Origin of the sequence: Streptomyces sp. NBC_00554 (genome assembly GCF_041431135.1) — a bacterium.
In the GTDB taxonomy this organism is placed as follows: Bacteria; Actinomycetota; Actinomycetes; order Streptomycetales; family Streptomycetaceae; genus Streptomyces.
The window spans coordinates 847659-864985 of sequence record NZ_CP107799.1; the positions used below are offsets into that span (position 1 = coordinate 847659).

The 17327-nt window shown below is 68.4% G+C and carries 15 protein-coding genes; 9 read left to right on the plus strand and 6 right to left on the minus strand.

The window, feature by feature from the left end; translation table 11 throughout:
* Positions 1–76: 76 nt before the first annotated feature.
* The gene (locus OG266_RS03945) at positions 77–1384 is read right to left on the minus strand and encodes an ROK family transcriptional regulator (RefSeq protein WP_266471965.1); all 1308 of its coding nucleotides are present in this window, start codon (positions 1382–1384) and stop codon (positions 77–79) included.
* A gap of 202 nt (positions 1385–1586) precedes the next feature.
* Here OG266_RS03945 and OG266_RS03950 point away from each other — a divergent pair, with 202 nt between their 5' ends.
* The 4 genes from OG266_RS03950 to OG266_RS03965 are packed head-to-tail and all read left to right on the plus strand — an operon-like array spanning position 1587 to position 6169.
* Positions 1587–2903, plus strand: a complete 1317-nt coding sequence (locus tag OG266_RS03950) for a sugar ABC transporter substrate-binding protein (protein WP_371542747.1) — start codon at positions 1587–1589, stop codon at positions 2901–2903.
* A gap of 14 nt (positions 2904–2917) precedes the next feature.
* Complete coding sequence (locus OG266_RS03955; RefSeq protein WP_266471968.1) at positions 2918–3916, plus strand: carbohydrate ABC transporter permease; 999 nt, start codon at positions 2918–2920, stop codon at positions 3914–3916.
* On the plus strand, positions 3909–4781 hold the full coding sequence (locus OG266_RS03960) for a carbohydrate ABC transporter permease (RefSeq protein WP_266471969.1): 873 nt from the start codon (positions 3909–3911) through the stop codon (positions 4779–4781). Before OG266_RS03955 ends, OG266_RS03960 begins: the two co-directional genes overlap by 8 nt.
* Before the next feature lie 29 nt (positions 4782–4810).
* Positions 4811–6169: a GH1 family beta-glucosidase gene (locus OG266_RS03965; protein WP_266471970.1), complete on the plus strand. Its 1359-nt coding sequence runs from the start codon at positions 4811–4813 to the stop codon at positions 6167–6169.
* A 94-nt stretch (positions 6170–6263) separates the two neighbouring features.
* On the opposite strand, the gene OG266_RS03970 is transcribed toward OG266_RS03965, so the two are convergent.
* Positions 6264–9548, minus strand: coding sequence for a bifunctional cytochrome P450/NADPH--P450 reductase (locus OG266_RS03970; RefSeq protein ID WP_371542750.1), 3285 nt, complete (start codon positions 9546–9548; stop codon positions 6264–6266).
* A 315-nt stretch (positions 9549–9863) separates the two neighbouring features.
* On the opposite strand from OG266_RS03970, the gene OG266_RS03975 reads away from it, so the two are divergent.
* The 3 genes from OG266_RS03975 to OG266_RS03985 all read left to right on the plus strand — a co-directional run bounded on the left by OG266_RS03975 (position 9864) and on the right by OG266_RS03985 (position 12637).
* The gene (locus OG266_RS03975) at positions 9864–10232 is read left to right on the plus strand and encodes a VOC family protein (RefSeq protein ID WP_371542753.1); all 369 of its coding nucleotides are present in this window, start codon (positions 9864–9866) and stop codon (positions 10230–10232) included.
* A gap of 157 nt (positions 10233–10389) precedes the next feature.
* Complete coding sequence (locus OG266_RS03980) at positions 10390–10809, plus strand: ester cyclase (protein WP_371542756.1); 420 nt, start codon at positions 10390–10392, stop codon at positions 10807–10809.
* Between the two features lie 190 nt (positions 10810–10999).
* A complete protein-coding gene (locus tag OG266_RS03985) occupies positions 11000–12637 on the plus strand; it encodes a serine/threonine-protein kinase (RefSeq protein WP_371542759.1) in 1638 nt (545 codons plus the stop codon).
* 401 nt (positions 12638–13038) lie between these two features.
* Here the strand turns inward: OG266_RS03985 and OG266_RS03990 are convergent, their stop codons facing one another.
* A complete protein-coding gene (locus OG266_RS03990; protein WP_371542762.1) occupies positions 13039–13533 on the minus strand; it encodes an HIT family protein in 495 nt (164 codons plus the stop codon).
* 176 nt (positions 13534–13709) lie between these two features.
* Here OG266_RS03990 and OG266_RS03995 point away from each other — a divergent pair, with 176 nt between their 5' ends.
* Positions 13710–14255 (plus strand): hypothetical protein, encoded by a 546-nt coding sequence (locus OG266_RS03995; RefSeq protein ID WP_371542765.1) that lies wholly within the window; start codon positions 13710–13712, stop codon positions 14253–14255.
* A 136-nt stretch (positions 14256–14391) separates the two neighbouring features.
* Here the strand turns inward: OG266_RS03995 and OG266_RS04000 are convergent, their stop codons facing one another.
* Both OG266_RS04000 and OG266_RS04005 read right to left on the minus strand, forming a co-directional pair.
* The gene (locus OG266_RS04000) at positions 14392–15024 is read right to left on the minus strand and encodes an SMI1/KNR4 family protein (RefSeq protein ID WP_371542769.1); all 633 of its coding nucleotides are present in this window, start codon (positions 15022–15024) and stop codon (positions 14392–14394) included.
* Positions 15025–15119: 95 nt separating this feature from the next.
* Entirely contained in the window at positions 15120–15485 is a 366-nt protein-coding gene (locus OG266_RS04005; RefSeq protein WP_371542772.1) for a hypothetical protein, read from the minus strand.
* Between the two features lie 257 nt (positions 15486–15742).
* On the opposite strand from OG266_RS04005, the gene OG266_RS04010 reads away from it, so the two are divergent.
* A complete protein-coding gene (locus OG266_RS04010; RefSeq protein ID WP_266471989.1) occupies positions 15743–16258 on the plus strand; it encodes an RICIN domain-containing protein in 516 nt (171 codons plus the stop codon).
* 369 nt (positions 16259–16627) lie between these two features.
* Here the strand turns inward: OG266_RS04010 and OG266_RS04015 are convergent, their stop codons facing one another.
* Entirely contained in the window at positions 16628–17263 is a 636-nt protein-coding gene (locus tag OG266_RS04015; RefSeq protein ID WP_371542775.1) for a TetR/AcrR family transcriptional regulator, read from the minus strand.
* Between the last annotated feature and the right edge of the window lie 64 nt (positions 17264–17327).

Genomic DNA, 17327 nt, shown 5'->3' on the forward strand with positions numbered 1-17327 from the left:
CACACACCGCCGCCGGGCCGTTTCCGGCCCGGCGCGAGTACCTCGGCAGTGGGTGGCGAAACCGTTCTGCAGAGGATCAGTGCGGTGCGCGGTCCTCCAGCGCCGTGCGCCAGGCCGGAGAGGGGCCCTCGCCGACCGGTTCGGCCCGTCGGCCGCCGCGGGCGAAGAAGTCGGCGAGGGGCAGGATCGCGGCACCGACGGTGACCGCGTCCGGGCCCAGCTTGCCCAGGTCGATGGAGACACGCTCGGCCGGATAGCGCAGGGCGTACGAGGACGCGTACCGGCGTACGGCGGGCAGGAAGCGGGAGCCGAGCTGGAGGCCCGCCCAGCCGCCGATGAGGATGCGCTCGGGCTGGAAGAGGTTGATCAGGTCGGACAGGCCTGCGCCCAGGTACTCGGCGGTCTCCTCAAGAACGGCGAGCGCCACGGCGTCGGGCTCGGTGTGCGGGGCACCCTGGGCGTCCTCGGGCGGGTAGGCGGCCGCGAGCATCGCGGTCAGCGCCGTCTCCTCGTCGACGCCCTCCGGCGGGCGCCCGCCCTCCTCGCGCCAGCGTTCCAGGAGCGCCTCCGCCCCCGCGTACGCCTCCAGGCAGCCCAGGGCGCCGCAACGGCAGCGGCGCCCCCTGACCCGTACGGTCAGATGCCCCCATTCGACGGCCCTGCCGTACTCCACGTCCTCCGTGACGAGGCACGCGCCGACGCCGGAGCCGAAGAGGACCACGACCGCGTTGGTGGCGCCGCGGCCGGCGCCGAACCACATCTCGGCCTGGCCGAGGGTGCGGGCGCCATTGTCGGCGAAGAACGGGACGGTGGCGGGGAGTTCGCAGGTCTGGCGGAGCAGGGATTCGAGCGGGACGGCGTCCCAGCCGATCGTCTGGCCGTGCACCACCGCGCCGAGTCCGGGGGTACGGGCCACTATGCCGGGGACTCCGATGCCGACGCCGAGGAGCTGCTCCGGGGCGATGTCCGTCTCCGCCAGGACCTCGGCGATGCCGTCGCGGATGTGGCCGACGATGACCTCGACGTCGTAGCCCTGCTGCTCCAACGGGCGTTCGGTGCGGGCGAGTTCGGTGAGTGTGAGGTCGAAGAGCTCGACGCGCACGCGGGTTTCACCGACGTCCACGCCGATCATGTGGCCGCTGGCGGGCGCCACCCGCAGCAGGGTGCGCGGGCGGCCGCCGTCGGAGTCGACGCTGCCGGCCTCCTCGACCAGACCGTCGGCGACCAGTTCCGCGACCACGTTGCTGATGGAACCGGAACTCAGTCCGGTGGCCGGACCCAGTTCGTAGCGGCTCATCGGCCCGTCGAAATACAACCGTTGCAGTACAGCGGTTCGATTGCCCCGCCGCAGGTCACGGACTGTCCGCCCGTTCCGCCCCGTCATGTGGCTCCCCTCCGGTTCGCCCGACTTGAAAGATACAGCTGTGCGATCCCTTGACGCGACTTTCTTCCGAGTCTTAACTCACATCCTAAATTAAGTCGTGAGGGGCGTTCGAGAAGTGAACACTCGCAAGGGACGTACGCGGGGTGCCTGTACATGCCGCGGACGCCGTCATGACTCTCCTTCGGAAAGGGACGCCTGAGCCATGCGCAGAATCCGAGCCGCGGCCGCCGGTGCGGTCACTGTCTCCATGCTGACCGCCGTGACCGCCTGTGGTGGCGGCTCGTCGACGGACGGTGGATCCAATGACTCGCCGAAGACGCTGACCTACTGGGCCTCCAACCAGGGCGCCAGCGTCGAGATCGACAAGAAGGTCCTCCAGCCCGAACTCGACAAGTTCGAGAAGGACACCGGCATCAAGGTGGAACTGGAGGTCGTGCCCTGGTCGGATCTGCTCAACCGGATCCTCACCGCGACCACCTCGGGCCAGGGCCCCGACGTCCTGAACATAGGCAACACCTGGAGCGCTTCGCTGCAGGCCACCGGGGCGCTGCTGCCCTGGGACACGAAGAACTTCGACAAGATCGGCGGCAAGGACCGCTTCGTCGACTCGGCGCTCGGCTCCACGGGCGCGCAGGGCCAGGACCCGGCCGCGGTGCCGCTGTACTCGATGTCGTACGCGCTCTACTACAACAAGAAGATGTTCGCCGACGCCGGCATCGCCAAGCCGCCGACCACCTGGGACGAGTTCGTCGCCGACGGCAAGAAGCTTTCCAAGGGCGGCAAGTGGGGAACGGCCTTCGAAGGCTCGAACCCCGCGGAGAACATCCACCATGCCGTCGTCTTCGCCAAGCAGCACGGGGGCGACTTCTTCACCGCCGACGGCAAGCCGGACTTCACCAACGACGGCGCGGTCGAGGGGGTCAAGCAATTCGTCGACCTGATGGCGACGGACAAGATCGTCGCGCCGGGCAACGCCGAGTACGCGCAGAACCAGTCCGTGAGCGACTTCGCCACGGGCAAGACGGGGATGCTGCTCTGGCAGTCCGCGTCCGCCAACCTGGAGTCGCAGGGCATGAGCGCGGACGACTTCGGCATCGCTCCGGTGCCCGTGCAGTCCGGCGCCCCGGGGACCGGCGACAACGTCAACTCGATGGTCATGGGCATCAACCTGTCCGTCTTCAAGAACACCGACAACCTCGACGGCTCGACCAAGTTCGTGAAGTTCATGACCAGCGACGCCGAGCAGAAGATCCTCAACACGGCGTACAGCTCCATCCCGCCGGTCAAGACCGCCCAGACGGACGCCGCCTTCAACACCCCGGCTACCGCCGTGCTCAAGGACACGCTCGCCAAGAGCGCCGTCGCGGCTCCGCAGGTCGCTGACGAGTCCCAGTTCGAGACGGCCGTCGGTACGGCCATCAAGAACCTGTTCGCCGACGCCGCCGCCGGAAAGCCGGTGACCACGGAGTCGGTGAAGGCCCAGCTCGAGAAGGCCCAGACGCAGATGCCGACGAAGTGAGCGCGAGCACAAACATGACCACCACGACCGCCTCCCAAGAGGCCGGCGATCGCACGGTGCGCAAGAACTCCCCCGGTGCGGCGCGCGGCCCGCGCCGCCCCGGGCGGATCAAACGCATCGGACTGCCCTACCTGTTCCTTCTGCCCGCCCTGCTTCTCGAACTCCTAGTCCATCTGGTGCCGATGGTGATCGGCATCGTGATGAGCTTCAAGGAGCTCACGCAGTTCTACATCCGCGACTGGGGCACCGCGCCCTGGTCCGGCCTTGACAACTACAAGGTGACGGTGGACTTCGACGCGCCCGTCGGCAAGGCGCTGCTCGACTCGTTCTTCGCCACCGTCGGCTTCACCCTGCTCTCGGTCGGCCTGTGCTGGCTGATCGGCACGGCGGCCGCGCTCTGCATGCAGGACGCCTTCCGGGGCCGCGGTCTGCTGCGCGCCCTGTTCCTGGTGCCGTACGCGCTGCCCGTCTACGCGGCCGTCATCACCTGGGTGTTCATGTTCCAGCACGACAACGGCCTGGTGAACCACGTCCTGCACGACCAGCTCGGCATCACCGACAAGCCGTCCTTCTGGCTCCTCGGCGACAACGCCTTCTACGCGCTGCTCACCGTGTCCGTGTGGAAGGGCTGGCCGTTCGCCTTCCTCATCGTCATGGCGGGCCTGCAGAACATCCCCAAGGACCTGTACGAGGCGGCCGCCCTCGACGGCGCCGGTGTGTGGCAGCAGATCCGCCGCATCACCCTGCCCTCACTGCGGCCCGTCAACCAGGTACTGATCCTGGTCCTGTTCCTGTGGACGTTCAACGACTTCAACACGCCGTACGTCCTGTTCGGCAAAACAGCTCCGCCGGCCGCGGACCTCATCTCGGTGCACATCTACCAGGCGTCGTTCGTGAACTGGAACTTCGGCTATGGCTCCGCCATGTCCGTCCTGCTGCTGCTCTTCCTGCTCGTCGTGACGGGCGTCTACCTCCTGCTGACCTCCCGAGGAAGGAAGACGTCCGATGTCTAGTACCTCCACGAAGTTCCGCTCCCCGATGGCCCAGCCGCAGTCCTTCCTCTGGACCCGGCGGATCTTCCTCACCCTGCTCACCGGCTTCGTCCTGGTGCCCGTCTACGTCATGGTCTCCAGCTCGCTGAAGCCCTTGCAGGACGTCCAGACGAAGTTCCAATGGGTGCCGAGCAGCCTGACCATCCGCCCGTACATCGACATCTGGACGACGATCCCGCTCGCCAGGTACTTCGTGAACTCGCTGATCGTGGCGGGCGCCGCGACGGCCTGCTCGGTGGTGATCGCGGTCTTCTCGGCCTACGCCGTCAGCCGCTACAACTTCCGCGGCAAGCGCGTCTTCACGGTCACCGTGCTGTCCACCCAGATGTTCCCCGGCATCCTCTTCCTGCTGCCGCTGTTCCTTCTCTACGTCAACATCGGCAACGCCACCGGCATCGCCCTGTTCGGATCCCGCGGCGGTCTGATCCTGACGTATCTCACCTTCTCCCTCCCGTTCTCGATCTGGATGCTGATCGGGTACTTCGACTCCGTGCCGCGCGACCTGGACGAGGCGGCACTGGTGGACGGCTGCGGGCCGCTCGGCGCGCTGTTCCGGGTCGTCGTGCCGGCCGCGATCCCCGGCATCATCGCGGTCGCCGTCTACGCCTTCATGACCGCCTGGGGCGAGGTGCTGTTCGCCTCGGTGATGACCAACGAGGAGACCCGCACACTCGCCGTCGGGCTCCAGGGCTACTCCACGCTCTACAACGTCTACTGGAACCAGATCATGGCCGCGTCGCTCGTCGTCAGCGTCCCCGTGGTCGCCGGCTTCCTGCTCCTCCAGCGCTTTCTGGTCACCGGGCTCACCGCGGGAGCCGTCAAGTGACCAACTCTCCTCTCCCCGAAGGGACTTCCGTGACCATCGACCTTGCCGCCCTCCCCGAGGACTTCCTGTGGGGCACGGCCACGTCGGCCTACCAGATCGAGGGCGCCGTCGCCGAGGACGGCCGCTCCCCCTCCATCTGGGACACCTTCTCGCACACCCCCGGCAAGATCGACAACGGCGACGACGGGGACCTCGCCTGCGATCACTACCACCGCTGGCGCGAGGACATCGGGGTCATGCGCCAACTGGGCACCAACGCCTACCGGTTGTCCATCGCATGGCCACGCGTGATGCCGGGCGGCGACGGCCCGGTCAACGCCAAGGGTCTCGACTTCTACGACGGGCTGATCGACGCCCTCCTGGAGGCGGGCATCACCCCGTCCGTCACCCTCTACCACTGGGACCTGCCGCAGGTACTGCAGGACCGGGGCGGCTGGCCCGTCCGCGACACGGCCCACCACTTCGCGTCGTACGCGGCGGTCGTCGCGGACCGCCTCGGTGACCGCGTCAAGCACTGGACCACGCTCAACGAGCCGCTGTGCTCGGCCTGGATCGGCCACCTGGAGGGCCTGATGGCCCCGGGCTGGACGGACCTCACGGCCGCGGTGCGGACCTCGTACCACCTCCTCCTCGGCCACGGCCTCGCCACCCAGGCGATCCGCGCGGCCGTCCCCGGCGCCCAGGTCGGCATCGTCAACAACCTCTCCTACATCGAGGCCGCCACCGACCGCCCCGAGGATGTGGCCGCGGCCCGTCGGCTCGACGGCCACACCAACCGCTGGTGGCTCGACCCGGTGCACGGCCGCGGCTTCCCGGCGGACATGCAGGAGGTCTACGGAGTCGAACTCCCCGAGCAGCAGGGCGACTTGGAGACCATCGCGGCGCCCCTGGACTGGCTGGGCCTCAACTACTACTTCCCGTCCACGGTCGCCGACGACCCCACCGGCCAGGCGCCCCGAGTCCGCACGGTCCGCCGTCTCGGCGTACCCCGCACCGCCATGGACTGGGAGGTCGACGCCGCCGGCATCGAGAACCTGCTGCTCCGCCTGACGAACGACTACGGCGCGCGCAAGATCTACGTCACCGAGAACGGCTCCGCCTATCCCGACATCGTGCGTCCCGACGGGACCGTCGACGACCCCGAGCGCACCGAGTACCTGGAGCAGCACCTCGCGGCCTGCGCCTCGGCGGCCCGCCAGGGCGTTCCGCTCGCCGGCTACTTCGCGTGGTCGCTGCTCGACAACTTCGAGTGGGCGTACGGCTACGACAAGCGCTTCGGGCTCGTGCACGTGGACTACAAGACGCAGCGGCGCACGATCAAGGGGAGCGGGCACCGGTACGCGGACATCATCCGGGCGCATGGGAGGAAGCGGCGGAACGCGGCCTGATTCCCGGCCGGTTCGGCTGATTTGAAAGACCTACGCTCGCGTGGGCGTTCCGGTGGGCCCTCTGTCTCAGGTGGGCCCACCGGTCCGTTCGGACTCATCCGGCCGCGTAGACGTCCTCGACGTAACGCCCGGACGCGATCAGGTCGTTCAGCCAGCGCTCGGAGTCACCGCCCGGAGTGCGGTCGGCGTGGAGCGCACGGAAGGCCTCACGGACGCCGGGTGCCATCCGGGAGCCGTCGCCGCAGACGTAGACACGGGCTCCGGCGTTCAGCAGGTCCCAGACCTCGTCCGCCTCGGCGGCGATCCGGTGCTGTACGAAGGTGACTCCCCCGACAGGGGCCGCGCTGAAGGCCGGGCGCAGGGAGACCGCCCCGGCGGCCTCGGCGGCGCGGAGTTCATCGGCGTGGAGGAAGTCCGCGTCCGGGGCGTCACAGCCGAAATAGCAGACGGCCGGGGTGAGTTGGCCTCCCGTTTCGACTCCGCCCGCGATACGCGCGCGGCGGTCTGCGATGGCTCCGCGGAAGGGCGCGAGTCCCGTGCCCGCCGCGACCATGACGACCGGAGAGGAGTCGTCGACCCGGAACGCCTCGCGGCAGGGCTGGATACGGGCAAGCACGGTCTCGTCGGGCTTGACCGCGTTCAGGTAGGAGGAGCCCACTCCCCTGTACGTCCCGTTGCCGGAGCGGGCCGGGGCCTCCAGGAGCGAGACCATCAGGTCGACGCGGGCCGGGTCGGTCGCCGGGGACGAGGAGACCGAGTAGTGGCGCGGGCGCAGCGGCGTGAGCAGGTCTTGGAGGAGGGGCGGCCAGTCGAGCGCGCCGCGCAGGGCCGGGTGTGCCTCGATGACCTCGACCAGTGTCCGCGGGTCGTCCGCGAGCGCCGCGAGTTCCCGGCGCTCCGGTGGGCACGGATTGGCCGCGGCGAGGACGGACAGCTGGTCGGCTGTCGGACGCTCCTGCAACTCGACGTGGTGTGACAGGAGTTGACGTACCGTCAGTGGCCGGTCGACCGTGATTCCGTCGCGGCGAGGTCGGACGGCCCGGATGTCCAGAACCGTGTCCAGGTCGAGGCCGAGCGCGGTGGCGGTCCGCTCGACGAGGTCCGGGTCGTTGACGGGAAGCACCGTGAGGTGGTCGCCGGTGCGGTAGGTCACGCCGTCCGGCAGCGCCAGGCGGAGGAAGCGCTTGGCCCTCGGGTGGCCCGGCGCGGTGAGGTCGTACGCCTCGGTGACGGTCATGGGGACGAGGCCGTGCCGCTCTGCGAGCGCGTCGAGGGGGCCGCCGGTCACCGTGCGGACCTCGTACGCGGGCATCGGCTCCTCGGTGCCGTCCGTGGCGTCGGGGTCGCCGTGCCGCTCGAGGAGGGCGGCGCACAGTCGGGCCGTGAAGGCGCGGACCGCGCCGCCGAGGTCGCCCGAGGCGTCGGCAGCCGTGCGCTCCAGGAACCGCGTGCCGCCCAGTTCCGCGAGGCGCTCGTCGATTCGGGTCGGGAAGTGCTGGTAGGTGGCGGCCCAGTTGCGGTCGCCGACACCCAGCACGGCGTAGGTGAGGTCGTCGGCCCGCTCGGTCCCGTCGAGCCGGGCGGCGAAGGCGGTGGCGTCGTCCGTGGGCTGTCCGTTGTAGGAGGCGGCGGTGATGACGACGAGGCGGTCGGTGGGCAGACCGGCGGCGTAGGCGTCGAGGGGTGCCACTTCCGTCTCGCAGCCGATCGCCATGGCCTCGTCAGCGAGGGAGGCGGCGAACTCGCGGCAGGTGCCGTAGTTGCTGCCGTGCAGGAAGAGGGCGCGGGTGCCGGGGCGTACGCGGGAGGGCAGGGCGGACCGCGGGTCGGACGATGCCTCCGACGGGATCTGGACCGCGCCCGGCATCGGGGCGTGGACGCGGTCGGCGGCCGTGCGCGGTGAGAGCGTGAGCGTGAACCCGTCGGGCTTGAGGGTGAGGGTCTCCTTGACCGTCAGCCGGTAGTCGGCGTGGTCGTGCAGGCGGTAGCGGTGGACGATCATCGCCAGGAGCATGGTCGCCTCGTGGAGCGCGAACTGCCGCCCGATGCAGGCGCGTTCACCGGTTCCGAAAGGCTTGAAGGCGTGCGGTGAGCGTGCGGCCTCCGCCTCCGGTGTGAAACGGGACGGGTCGAACAGCTCGGGGTTGTCGCCCCAGACCGGCTGCCTGTGCAGCATCGGCCCGAGCACGGTGACCGTCTCCCCGGCACGCAGCGGGATCCGGCCGCCGAGCACGGTGTCCTCGCGGGCGAGCCGGCTGAACGCGGCGGCGGTCGGGTAAAGCCGCAGCGCTTCGTTGAGCACCTGCCGGGTGTAGGTGAGCCGCCCGACCTCGTCGAACGTCGGCTCGAGGTCGGCCGTACCGCCCCACAGCGCGTCGACCTCGCGCTGCACAAGCTGGAGTACGACGGGGTGCTTGGCCAGGTAGTACAGCGCGAACGACATCGCTCCGGACGTCGTCTCATGGCCCGCGATGAGGAAGGTGATCACCTGGTTGCGGATGTTGGCGGTGTCGAGCGTGCTGCCGTCGGCGGGGTGCTCGGCGGTGAGCATGAGCCCGAGGAGGTCGTCGGCCTGGTCCTGTTCCTCCCCCACGCGGGCAGCGATCACGTCGTCGACGACCCGCGCGAGATAGTCCGCGTCCGCCCGGAAGGCCGCATCCGCCGCCGCGTGGTCGCTGCCCGGCGTGCGGGCCAGCCGCGTCATGCTCCACTCCAGGCAGCGGACCATCGACTCGACGAAGGGATGCGGTTCGTCCCGCTCGAAGGAGCCGAAGTCGTAGCCGAATCCGGCGAGTCCGATGGTGTCGAGCGTCATCCGCGTCATGTCGTCGGGGACGTTCACGGGCTCACCGTCGCGAGCGCCGCGGTCCCAGGACTCGATCAGGCGGTTCGCCACGCGCAGCATCACGGGGTGGTATGTGCGCATGGAGCCCAGCGCGAACGCGGGCATCAGGATGTCGTGCGCCTTGGCCCAGTTGAGCTCGTCGTTGTACGCGGTGAACAGTCCGTCGGCGGCGAACTCACGGACGTTCTCGAGTGCGGGCCCGATCGCCTTCGCGAACCGGCTCTCGTCGGCCAGATCGGTGACCAGGTCAAGGTCGCTCACGAAGAGCGCGTCCCTGCCGTGCAGCCGTCGTACGAGCGCGGGTCCGTGCTCGCGCATCAGTCCCATCACCTGCTGGAGCGGGGTGCGGCCGGGGCCGGTGGCGGAGATGTCGATCAGGGGGAGGCCGTGGGGGGACGGGCCCTGGCCGGGCAGGTCGTGGGGGGTGCCTGCTGCTTGGGGAGTGCCTACGGCTTGAGGGGTGCCTGCTGCTTGGGAAGTGCCTACGGCTTGGGGGGTATCTGCGGCTTGGGGGTGCGGCGCGGTGGGGGGCATGGCGCTACAACTGCCTTTCGCGGTACGGGGAGTACTGCGATCCAGCTTGATCGCGTGGCATAGGCCGCCCGCGCCGTGGCACTACATGATTGTGCAGTCGAAAGTTTGCGACAGCACTTGCGGAGGCCGTGAGAAGCGGAATGCCCAAGTCCTCGGTCCGGACTCTGCACCCGGTCGGCGCCGACCGGCGGCGACGCTTGTGGGGCTGCGGCGCCGCCCGTGCGGGAGCACGATGGAGTCAGCGGTACCGCGGCCGGCACAGGACCACGTGGACTGCGACCACGACGACCCGCGACAACCCCGGGACGGCCACCGATGACAGGCGAACCGACTTTCTTCGAACTCGGCGTGGCCGACCCCGAGCGCGGGCGCGTCTTCTACCAGGCCCTCTTCGGCTGGACCCTGGAACCCGGCCCCAGCGGGCGCGGCTTCGCCATCAGCACCGGCGGCGTCCCGGGCGGCCTGCACGGCGGCGACAAGAACGCCTCCCCCTACCTGTTCTTCCGCGTCGACGACCTGGACACCGCCGTCGCCAAGGTCCGTGAACTGGGCGGCACCATCGAGGACATCGGTGAGGACGGCGACGAGGACGGCGAGTCGACCGCCCGCTTCGGCCGGTTCAAGCTGTGCCGCGACGACCAGGGCTCGGCCTTCGGACTGCATCAGCCGCCGGGGGGCCAGTGAGGGGTGGAGCTGCGGGGGAACCTCGGGCAGCCTCTCTTGACCTTGACGCAACGGCAGGGTTTCTACTGAGAGCCATGCGGATCTGAGCGATCACCTCGCTCGTCGGGGCGATCCCACCAGAGAGGACACCGAGATGGCTACCGAGATGGACACCACCGTGGACAAGAACCTGGCCCGGTTGCGCACTGCCTACGCGACGCTGGAACGCGGCGATCTCGACGCGTGTGTCGAGATGCTGACGGAGAACTTCATCGCCAACGTCCCCGGGGTACCCGACCCGCTGTACGGTCGGGAGACCTGGCGGCTCGGGGCTCAGGCCATGCTGGAAGGCTTCCCTGACCTGCAGATCAATGTCGAGGACATGTTCGGCGTCGACGACAATGTGGCGGTGCGGGTCCACTTCCGCGGAACGCATCGGGGCGACTTTCAAGGGGTCGCGGCGACGGACCGACAGGTCAGTTTCCGCAGCATCGAGATCTACCGCATCGAGGGTGACAAAATCGCCGAGGAATGGGTCGCCCCAGACATCATCAGCCTCATGCAGCAGATCTCGTCCCCGCCGGCCACTGACCAGTAACCTCAGGGTGAAATCAACTCAGTTGCCGTCCGCCGGTCGAAGCGGATGATGCGCAGACATCTGCCATAGCGGAACGCACCGCCCTGGCCCTGAACACCGTGAATGACGCCCGTAGATGAAGCGCCGCCGATACGCTGGAGGGCGGCCATGAACCGGGGGCGGGGCTGGGGGCGGGGGCATGGATCCGCGGATGCATTTGTCGGTGGGCGGATACGTTTGCGAGCGCGAGCTCGGCCGGGGCGGGCAAGGTGTGGTGTGGCTCGCCCGGGACCGGACGGGGCACCAAGTAGTGGTGAAGTTCCTGCTGCCGGGCAAGGAGTACGACGAGGTCGCGCTCGCCCGCGTACGGCGGGAGTTCGGCGCGGCGAGCCGGGTCGGTGAGCTGGCCACCGCACGGGTCCTCGACGCCGATCTGACCGGGCGACACCCGTACATCGTCAGCGAGTTCGTCCCGGGTCCGACGATCCAGCAGCATGTGGCCGACAACGGCCCGCTGTCCTCCGGGCGGCTCCAGTCCCTGGCGCTGGCCGTCGCTCACGCGTTGGCGCAGGTGCATCGGGCGAGTGTCGTACACCGGGACATCAAACCGTCCAACATCCTGCTCTCCCCGGACGGACCGCGGATCATCGACTTCGGTATCGCCCGCGACGACCGGTTGCCCGAGTCGCCGCTCACCACACCGGGCAGTGTGCTCGGTTCGCCCGCGTACATGTCACCCGAGCAGGTCAAGTCGCTCCGGGTCACCAGCGCCTCCGATGTGTTCTCCCTGGGCGGCACGCTGTACTTCGCCGCCACCGGGCGGCATCCCTTTGACGGGGAGGCCGGTTACGAAGCGTTCGTCGCCGTCTGCGAGCGCGACGCGGATCTCACGGCCGTGCCTGAGCCGATCCGTTCGGTCATCGCCGACTGCCTGCGCAAGGACCCGGCGGAACGTCCCACCGCTGCCCAGCTCGTCACTCGGCTCGCGGGGGTGGCGGAGGCGACGGCGAACGCGCAGACGGAGTCGGGTACGCATCCGCAACCGCGCGGACGCGTGAGCGGCGGCGCCGGTCACGGCACGAGCGCCAAGCAGCTGCGGCTGTGGGGGTTCGCGGCCGGTAGTGCCGCGGCGGCAGTGCTCCTTGCCGTCGTGCTCAGCACCAACTCGGGGGGATCACCCACGGACGGCGACCCGCAGGCCAATGGCTCGGGCTCCGCGTCGTCCGGGAGATCCACGAGCCCCCAACCCCTCTCGTACACGGATGACTTGACCGACTCGGGCGACTGGTCGTACAAGGATCCGGCCCTGGGGAAGGTCACGCACGAGGGTGGGACCATGCTGGTGGATCCCAAAATCCAGCTGGAGGTGTGGCCGCAGGCACCCTTCGAGCCGTCCTCGTTCGCGGTACGGCTGAGCACCCAGACGACCTGGTACGGGGGCGACGGCGGGGTCGGGCTGTGGTGCAACGGCTCGGGGGACTACTGGAAGGGTTCCCGCTGGACGACCTACCTGACCACGGGTCAGGAAGCCCTGATCGTGCGCGAGTTCCGGTACAAGGGAACCTTCCAGCACGACCGGGTCGTCGAGGTCGACCTCGCGGACGTGGGCCTCAAGGTGGCCAGCCAGCAGGAGATCGACATGTCGATGACCTGTTCCTCGGCCGGCGAGGGCCGGATCAAAGTGGAACTCGCCGTCGACGGCACCCGGGTGGCCTCGTACACCGGCGCCGCCTTCGCCGAGCGGGGCTGCGGTGTGGCGGCCTTCCACTACAACGCGACCGACCCGCAGGGCACGGCCTTCCACGCGGGTTTCGAGCGCTTCACCGCGTCCGAGCCGCTGGCACGCTGACGACGCGAGCCACTCCCCCGGTCTCCCACATCAGCGCCCTGCCTCAGCCGTTGGGACCGCTGCTCCCAAGCCCAGGTCGTGTTGGCCTTGTTCAGGGCGAGGGCGTGAAGCCGGCGGAAAGATCCAGGTGGAAAGGGAGCCCCTGGAAGTAGGTCGGCCTGCGCCGCAACCGCCAGCGGTACGCCGTACCGTCGACAACAATGCGTCGCGATCCCCTGCGGCCCAGCGCCATGGCTCCTCCTCAACACGGAGGATGCTAGCCACTCCGACCCGCCCGGTCGCCTCAATTTCCGTCTCCTTCAGCCCCGTTCACGGCCGTTCATCGAGGATCAGTTGGAAAGCGTGTTGGGGGCAAGCCCTCTCAACCTTGAGCTCTAGTCCCCCAGTTGTAGTGCTGATCTTCATTCCGGCTTGAGCACGCCCCGGGCGATGACCACCTCACGCAGACGCGCGGCCATCGAGGCCGCTTGCTCCGGCGACAGCGTCAGAACCCCGTTCTCCGTCATCAGAGCGTGGAACTGCTGCTCAGGGTAGGGAACGCCAACCGGCAGGGCGGCGATGTGCCAGTGCAGATGCGCATTGCCCTGCTGGCTGCCGAGCGAGTACAGGTACGTGCGCTCCGGCTCGCAGACGGCCTCGACGGCGAAGGCGATCTCCCGGACGAACAGCATGAGCCGGCTGTAGGCCACCTCGTCCAGATCGCGCACGACGTGCTCGACGTGCACCTTCGGCGCGACCAGGACCTTGCCCGGCACCGTGGGCCACCTGTCCAGGAACGCCACGTGATCGGCATCCTCAAAAACCGTCGCATGCGGGTAGTCCGGGTTCCCGGTCAGGAACGCACAGACAAAGCACGGGCCGATCCGGGTCCGCTCCACGTACATCTCGAGATCCATCGGCTGTCGACCCGTTGACACCTGCGCACCTCTCCGTAGGGGGTGCACCAGTCTGCCGCAGCCCTACGACGCACACCGGCGCAAAGGGGGCCGACGGCTCAAGATCGGGATCTGCTACTGGAGTATTTGCCGCGCAGCCGTGCCTGGGCCGTAGGGTCACCCCAAAGGGGGGAGAGATGACGCCTCTGGCGATCACATGGACGTTGTTCAGCCACGGCTGGGCTTCCGTCAAGGTGGCCGACGATCGCGGCGAGGCAGAGGCCATCGCCTCTTACGTCTCTGACGGACCCGGGCAGTTCCTCTACGCCGTTACCAGGCTCGTCCTTGGCGACGCAGACACACGCGCCGAGTTGGAGGGAGAGCCACAGGTGTACCGGTGGTTCTTCCACCGAGATGGATCTGTGGTTGATATTCGCCTGGTCCTGGCCGACGAGAACCGGGCGCCGGACCGTTCCGGAACGGTTCTCTGGTCGGGCAGCCACACCGTCACGGAGCTCGCACGGTCGGCCGTCCGGGCCTTCGACCGGATTGATCACGAGCACGGTGAAGTGTCCTACGAGTCCCAATGGGGCCGGCCGTTTCCCCGAACCGAACTTGAAGTCCTGCGAGCCGCGATGCGGGCGCACCGCCCTGACCCGCAAAGTCCCCGGGCCACCAAAACCGCCGACAAGTCCCAGGGCAATGAGAAGGCCGCAACTACAGCAACCAGCAGCGCTCGGTAGCGTCCCTCAGTACCTCGGATGCGGCCGGTGCGACCGCAGCTGACCGTTGTGCAGAGCGACGGATCGGAAGGCGCTGTGCAAGGGTCTGCCCTTTGGGGCAGGCCCTTCGGTCGCACAGGCAGCCGCCGACCGAGACCTACCCGTCGAGGTGCTCGGCCCACCATCCTCGGTCGGCTTGCCAATCCTGGAACCAGGTCACGAAGTCGGCCTCTGGCTCGCTTTCCTCCTCCGCGTCCATGTACGGAGCCACGCATCCGTCTCCCAGCCACCAGACTCGGCCGCGCTGAGGCCCTGTGACCACGAGTACCCAGAACTCGCAGTCACGGTTGCCGCCCAGGAGCACCGAGCCGTGCTGATAGATGCCGTGGAGTAGGGGTGAGTGCTCATCGTGGTCGTAGTAGTCGTACTCCCACTGCCACTCCTCCTCCAGGGGGAATGGCTCAGTGAACTTGCGGACAGCCGTTCCGTCGAATGGTTCGGGGCTGAGCCAGCAATCGGCCTTCCAGTTCTGCCAGTTCTCAGGAAGTCTGCCCAGAGGAAGGAGCGCGTGCGCCATGGATGCCCCCTCCAACGAACCGTTGGAAACCTCCGCGACGAACGTACGGTAGGGCTCTGGTAGTTCGATGCCGTGAGCGGCTTCCCACGCCCGGACGCCTGCCCAGCCAAGGGGAGGCCGTCGAAGATCTCCGGGGACAGCATCGCGGAGGACGGCGATCGCACTTCTCAGGAGGTGCCGCTCTGAGCTACCTGTCATCTGCGTAGTGAACACCAGGCCGGACGGTGAAGGTCAGGAACCCCGGCCTCAGTTTTCGCTGCCGAATCGCCCCCTTGCTCACCGTGGGCCAGCGCGATTACCGCGGCCCTCTACGTACGACGCCGCCGGCGCAGGAAGCTCTCCCACCCCGGCTCACGCAGGTGGAAGTACGCCGTGTACCGATCCCAACTCCACCGACCGCTGGACGGATCGCGACGGATGCGTCCTTCGGCCAGGAGCCTGTTGAGACCCCCGCGGATGGACTCGGGGAGTGGGCCCGACAGCCAGCGGTGGCCTGGACAGGAAAGAATGTCGCGCCGGAAGAGGTCGTCCATCAAGTTGTCGACAGCATCGATGACTTCGGCATCCGGACCGTCGAGCAGCGGCCAGGGCATTTGGTTCAGTACCCCGCAGATTTCGGCATGAAAGTGCTCGGCCTGCTCGGCCCTCGCGGCAGCGATGAAGGCATCCTCCATCCCCGGGAGGCTACCCATCGCCACCGACGGAGCCCAGGCCCGGAACGTGCTTCTCACGCGTCCGGGCCCGTGCCAACCATGTACGAGGTCTTCCTTCGTGGGGAAGTACGGTCGACCCGACGATCGGCAGGCTCGCGTACGCTCTCACTCAACCAGGGACACCAGGAGGCAGCCGGCTTCCCGGACACTCAAAATTGACGTGTTCCGTTCATGATTAATTCATCGGGGGTTCATTTCCTCCCTCGAATCTCCCGATCATGACATCTCGAAGAACCTCGCTGAGGCTGGCCCTGTCCACGGGAATCGCCGCCTTGATGCTGATCATCGCCGGCACTCTGTCACCCGCCTCGGCGGCGACGGGCACCTGGATGTACATGAACGACTTGGGGCAGCCCTGCCTCACCTCGTCGACCGCAAGCAGCAACATCTGGGTGCAGTACAGCTGTTCGGGTAATGGCGCTACGACCTGGCACTGGGGCTCGGAGACGAACTCCTGGCAGGGGCACACGATGCGCCGACTGGTCAGCAACGCCAGCGGCGACTGCCTCACGACGGACTACGGGGCTGAAACGAACGACGTTTACGGGGCCCCCTGTGGAGGCGGCCGCACCGGACAGTTCTGGACCGCCGACGACGACCAGATCCAGAACCAGAACACGAACTACCTCCGCACCTCCGACAGCGGCGACGGCGTCTTCACCAGCCCGAAAAGCGTGATCGCCGACTACGGCATCAACGAGACCCGGTTCGTCTGGTGGGGTTTCCTCCTCTGACAAGTCCGGCTCCACCGACGGCCCGCGACCGCCGACGGCCTACGGCACCGTCCTCGCGGGCACGCAAGCCCGGCCACGCTGTGAACGCGCCGCCCGATCGCACCGGCAGAGCACGGATCGTAAGGCTGTGAGGGGGGTGGGTGCCGAGCACCCGGAGTTCTGGGATCCACCAGGTCCGGGCGCTCGGCACCCACCTCCCTTTTGGCCGCCGCACCCCTCTCTCGACACGGCCGCCGACGAGCCTCGGTCCGGATGAGGCGGACGCATCGCCGATGAACCGCAAGACGGAGCCCAGGGCCTGACCCGTAGCTCGTGGTCACGGGCAAGCAGGGGCCGGTCGGCCTGGGAGGAGTGCTCGGAGCGCGGCTCTCACGCGTCCGGGTCTGCGCCGACGATGTCATCGCCGAAGGCGGCAGTGAGCGCCTTCGCGATCAGGTCGGGCAGTTCGGTCCGGCCGTCGTCCTCGGCCCAGCGCACCAGTGCCGTGTGCATCGCGGCCAGGCAGGCGCTGGCAGCCGCCTGGGCTCGGAAAGCCGTGTCGGGATCGGTGCCGTCGTCCCCGAGGGCGTCGACAATCGCCTGCTGAAGGGCGTAGTTGTTGTCCAGGTGCCTGGCCCGCAAGGCCGGCGTCGAGATCATGAGCCGGAGGCGGGCCAACAGGAACTGCTTGTTCGCCGTCAGGTCGTCTCCGTTACCGCCGCTGGTCAGCGTCGTGGCCGCGTCGATGAGCGCGCCGCTGATGCGGCGGACCAAGGGCTGAGCGGAGGACGACGCGGCGATCCGCTCGGCGACGAGCCGACCGTTCTGGTCGACGAGCACGAGGTCTTCCTTCGTGGGGAAGTGCCGGTACACGGTCATGGGCGACACGCCCGCCGCTTCGGCGACGTCCGTCACGGTCGTGGCGTCGTATCCGCGCTCGATGAACAGCCGTACCGCGTGCGCCTGAATCATGCGCTGCGTGTCGGCTCTCCGCTGTGCTCGCAGGGTTGAGTGCTGCTCGGGCATGTGATAGACCCTACCGCAATGGTAGTGACTACCAGATAGGTAGTTACTCACAACCCGGGGCGGG

Coding starts and splice junctions, on each gene's coding strand:
- OG266_RS03945 (WP_266471965.1), bottom strand. CDS start 1,384: ATGACGGGGCGGAACGGGCGGACAGTCCGTGACCTGCGGCGGGGCAAT.
- OG266_RS03950 (WP_371542747.1), top strand. CDS start 1,587: ATGCGCAGAATCCGAGCCGCGGCCGCCGGTGCGGTCACTGTCTCCATG.
- OG266_RS03955 (WP_266471968.1), top strand. CDS start 2,918: ATGACCACCACGACCGCCTCCCAAGAGGCCGGCGATCGCACGGTGCGC.
- OG266_RS03960 (WP_266471969.1), top strand. CDS start 3,909: ATGTCTAGTACCTCCACGAAGTTCCGCTCCCCGATGGCCCAGCCGCAG.
- OG266_RS03970 (WP_371542750.1), bottom strand. CDS start 9,548: ATGCCCCCCACCGCGCCGCACCCCCAAGCCGCAGATACCCCCCAAGCC.
- OG266_RS03975 (WP_371542753.1), top strand. CDS start 9,864: ATGACAGGCGAACCGACTTTCTTCGAACTCGGCGTGGCCGACCCCGAG.
- OG266_RS03985 (WP_371542759.1), top strand. CDS start 11,000: ATGCATTTGTCGGTGGGCGGATACGTTTGCGAGCGCGAGCTCGGCCGG.
- OG266_RS03990 (WP_371542762.1), bottom strand. CDS start 13,533: ATGGATCTCGAGATGTACGTGGAGCGGACCCGGATCGGCCCGTGCTTT.
- OG266_RS03995 (WP_371542765.1), top strand. CDS start 13,710: ATGACGCCTCTGGCGATCACATGGACGTTGTTCAGCCACGGCTGGGCT.
- OG266_RS04005 (WP_371542772.1), bottom strand. CDS start 15,485: ATGGAGGATGCCTTCATCGCTGCCGCGAGGGCCGAGCAGGCCGAGCAC.
- OG266_RS04010 (WP_266471989.1), top strand. CDS start 15,743: ATGACATCTCGAAGAACCTCGCTGAGGCTGGCCCTGTCCACGGGAATC.
- OG266_RS04015 (WP_371542775.1), bottom strand. CDS start 17,263: ATGCCCGAGCAGCACTCAACCCTGCGAGCACAGCGGAGAGCCGACACG.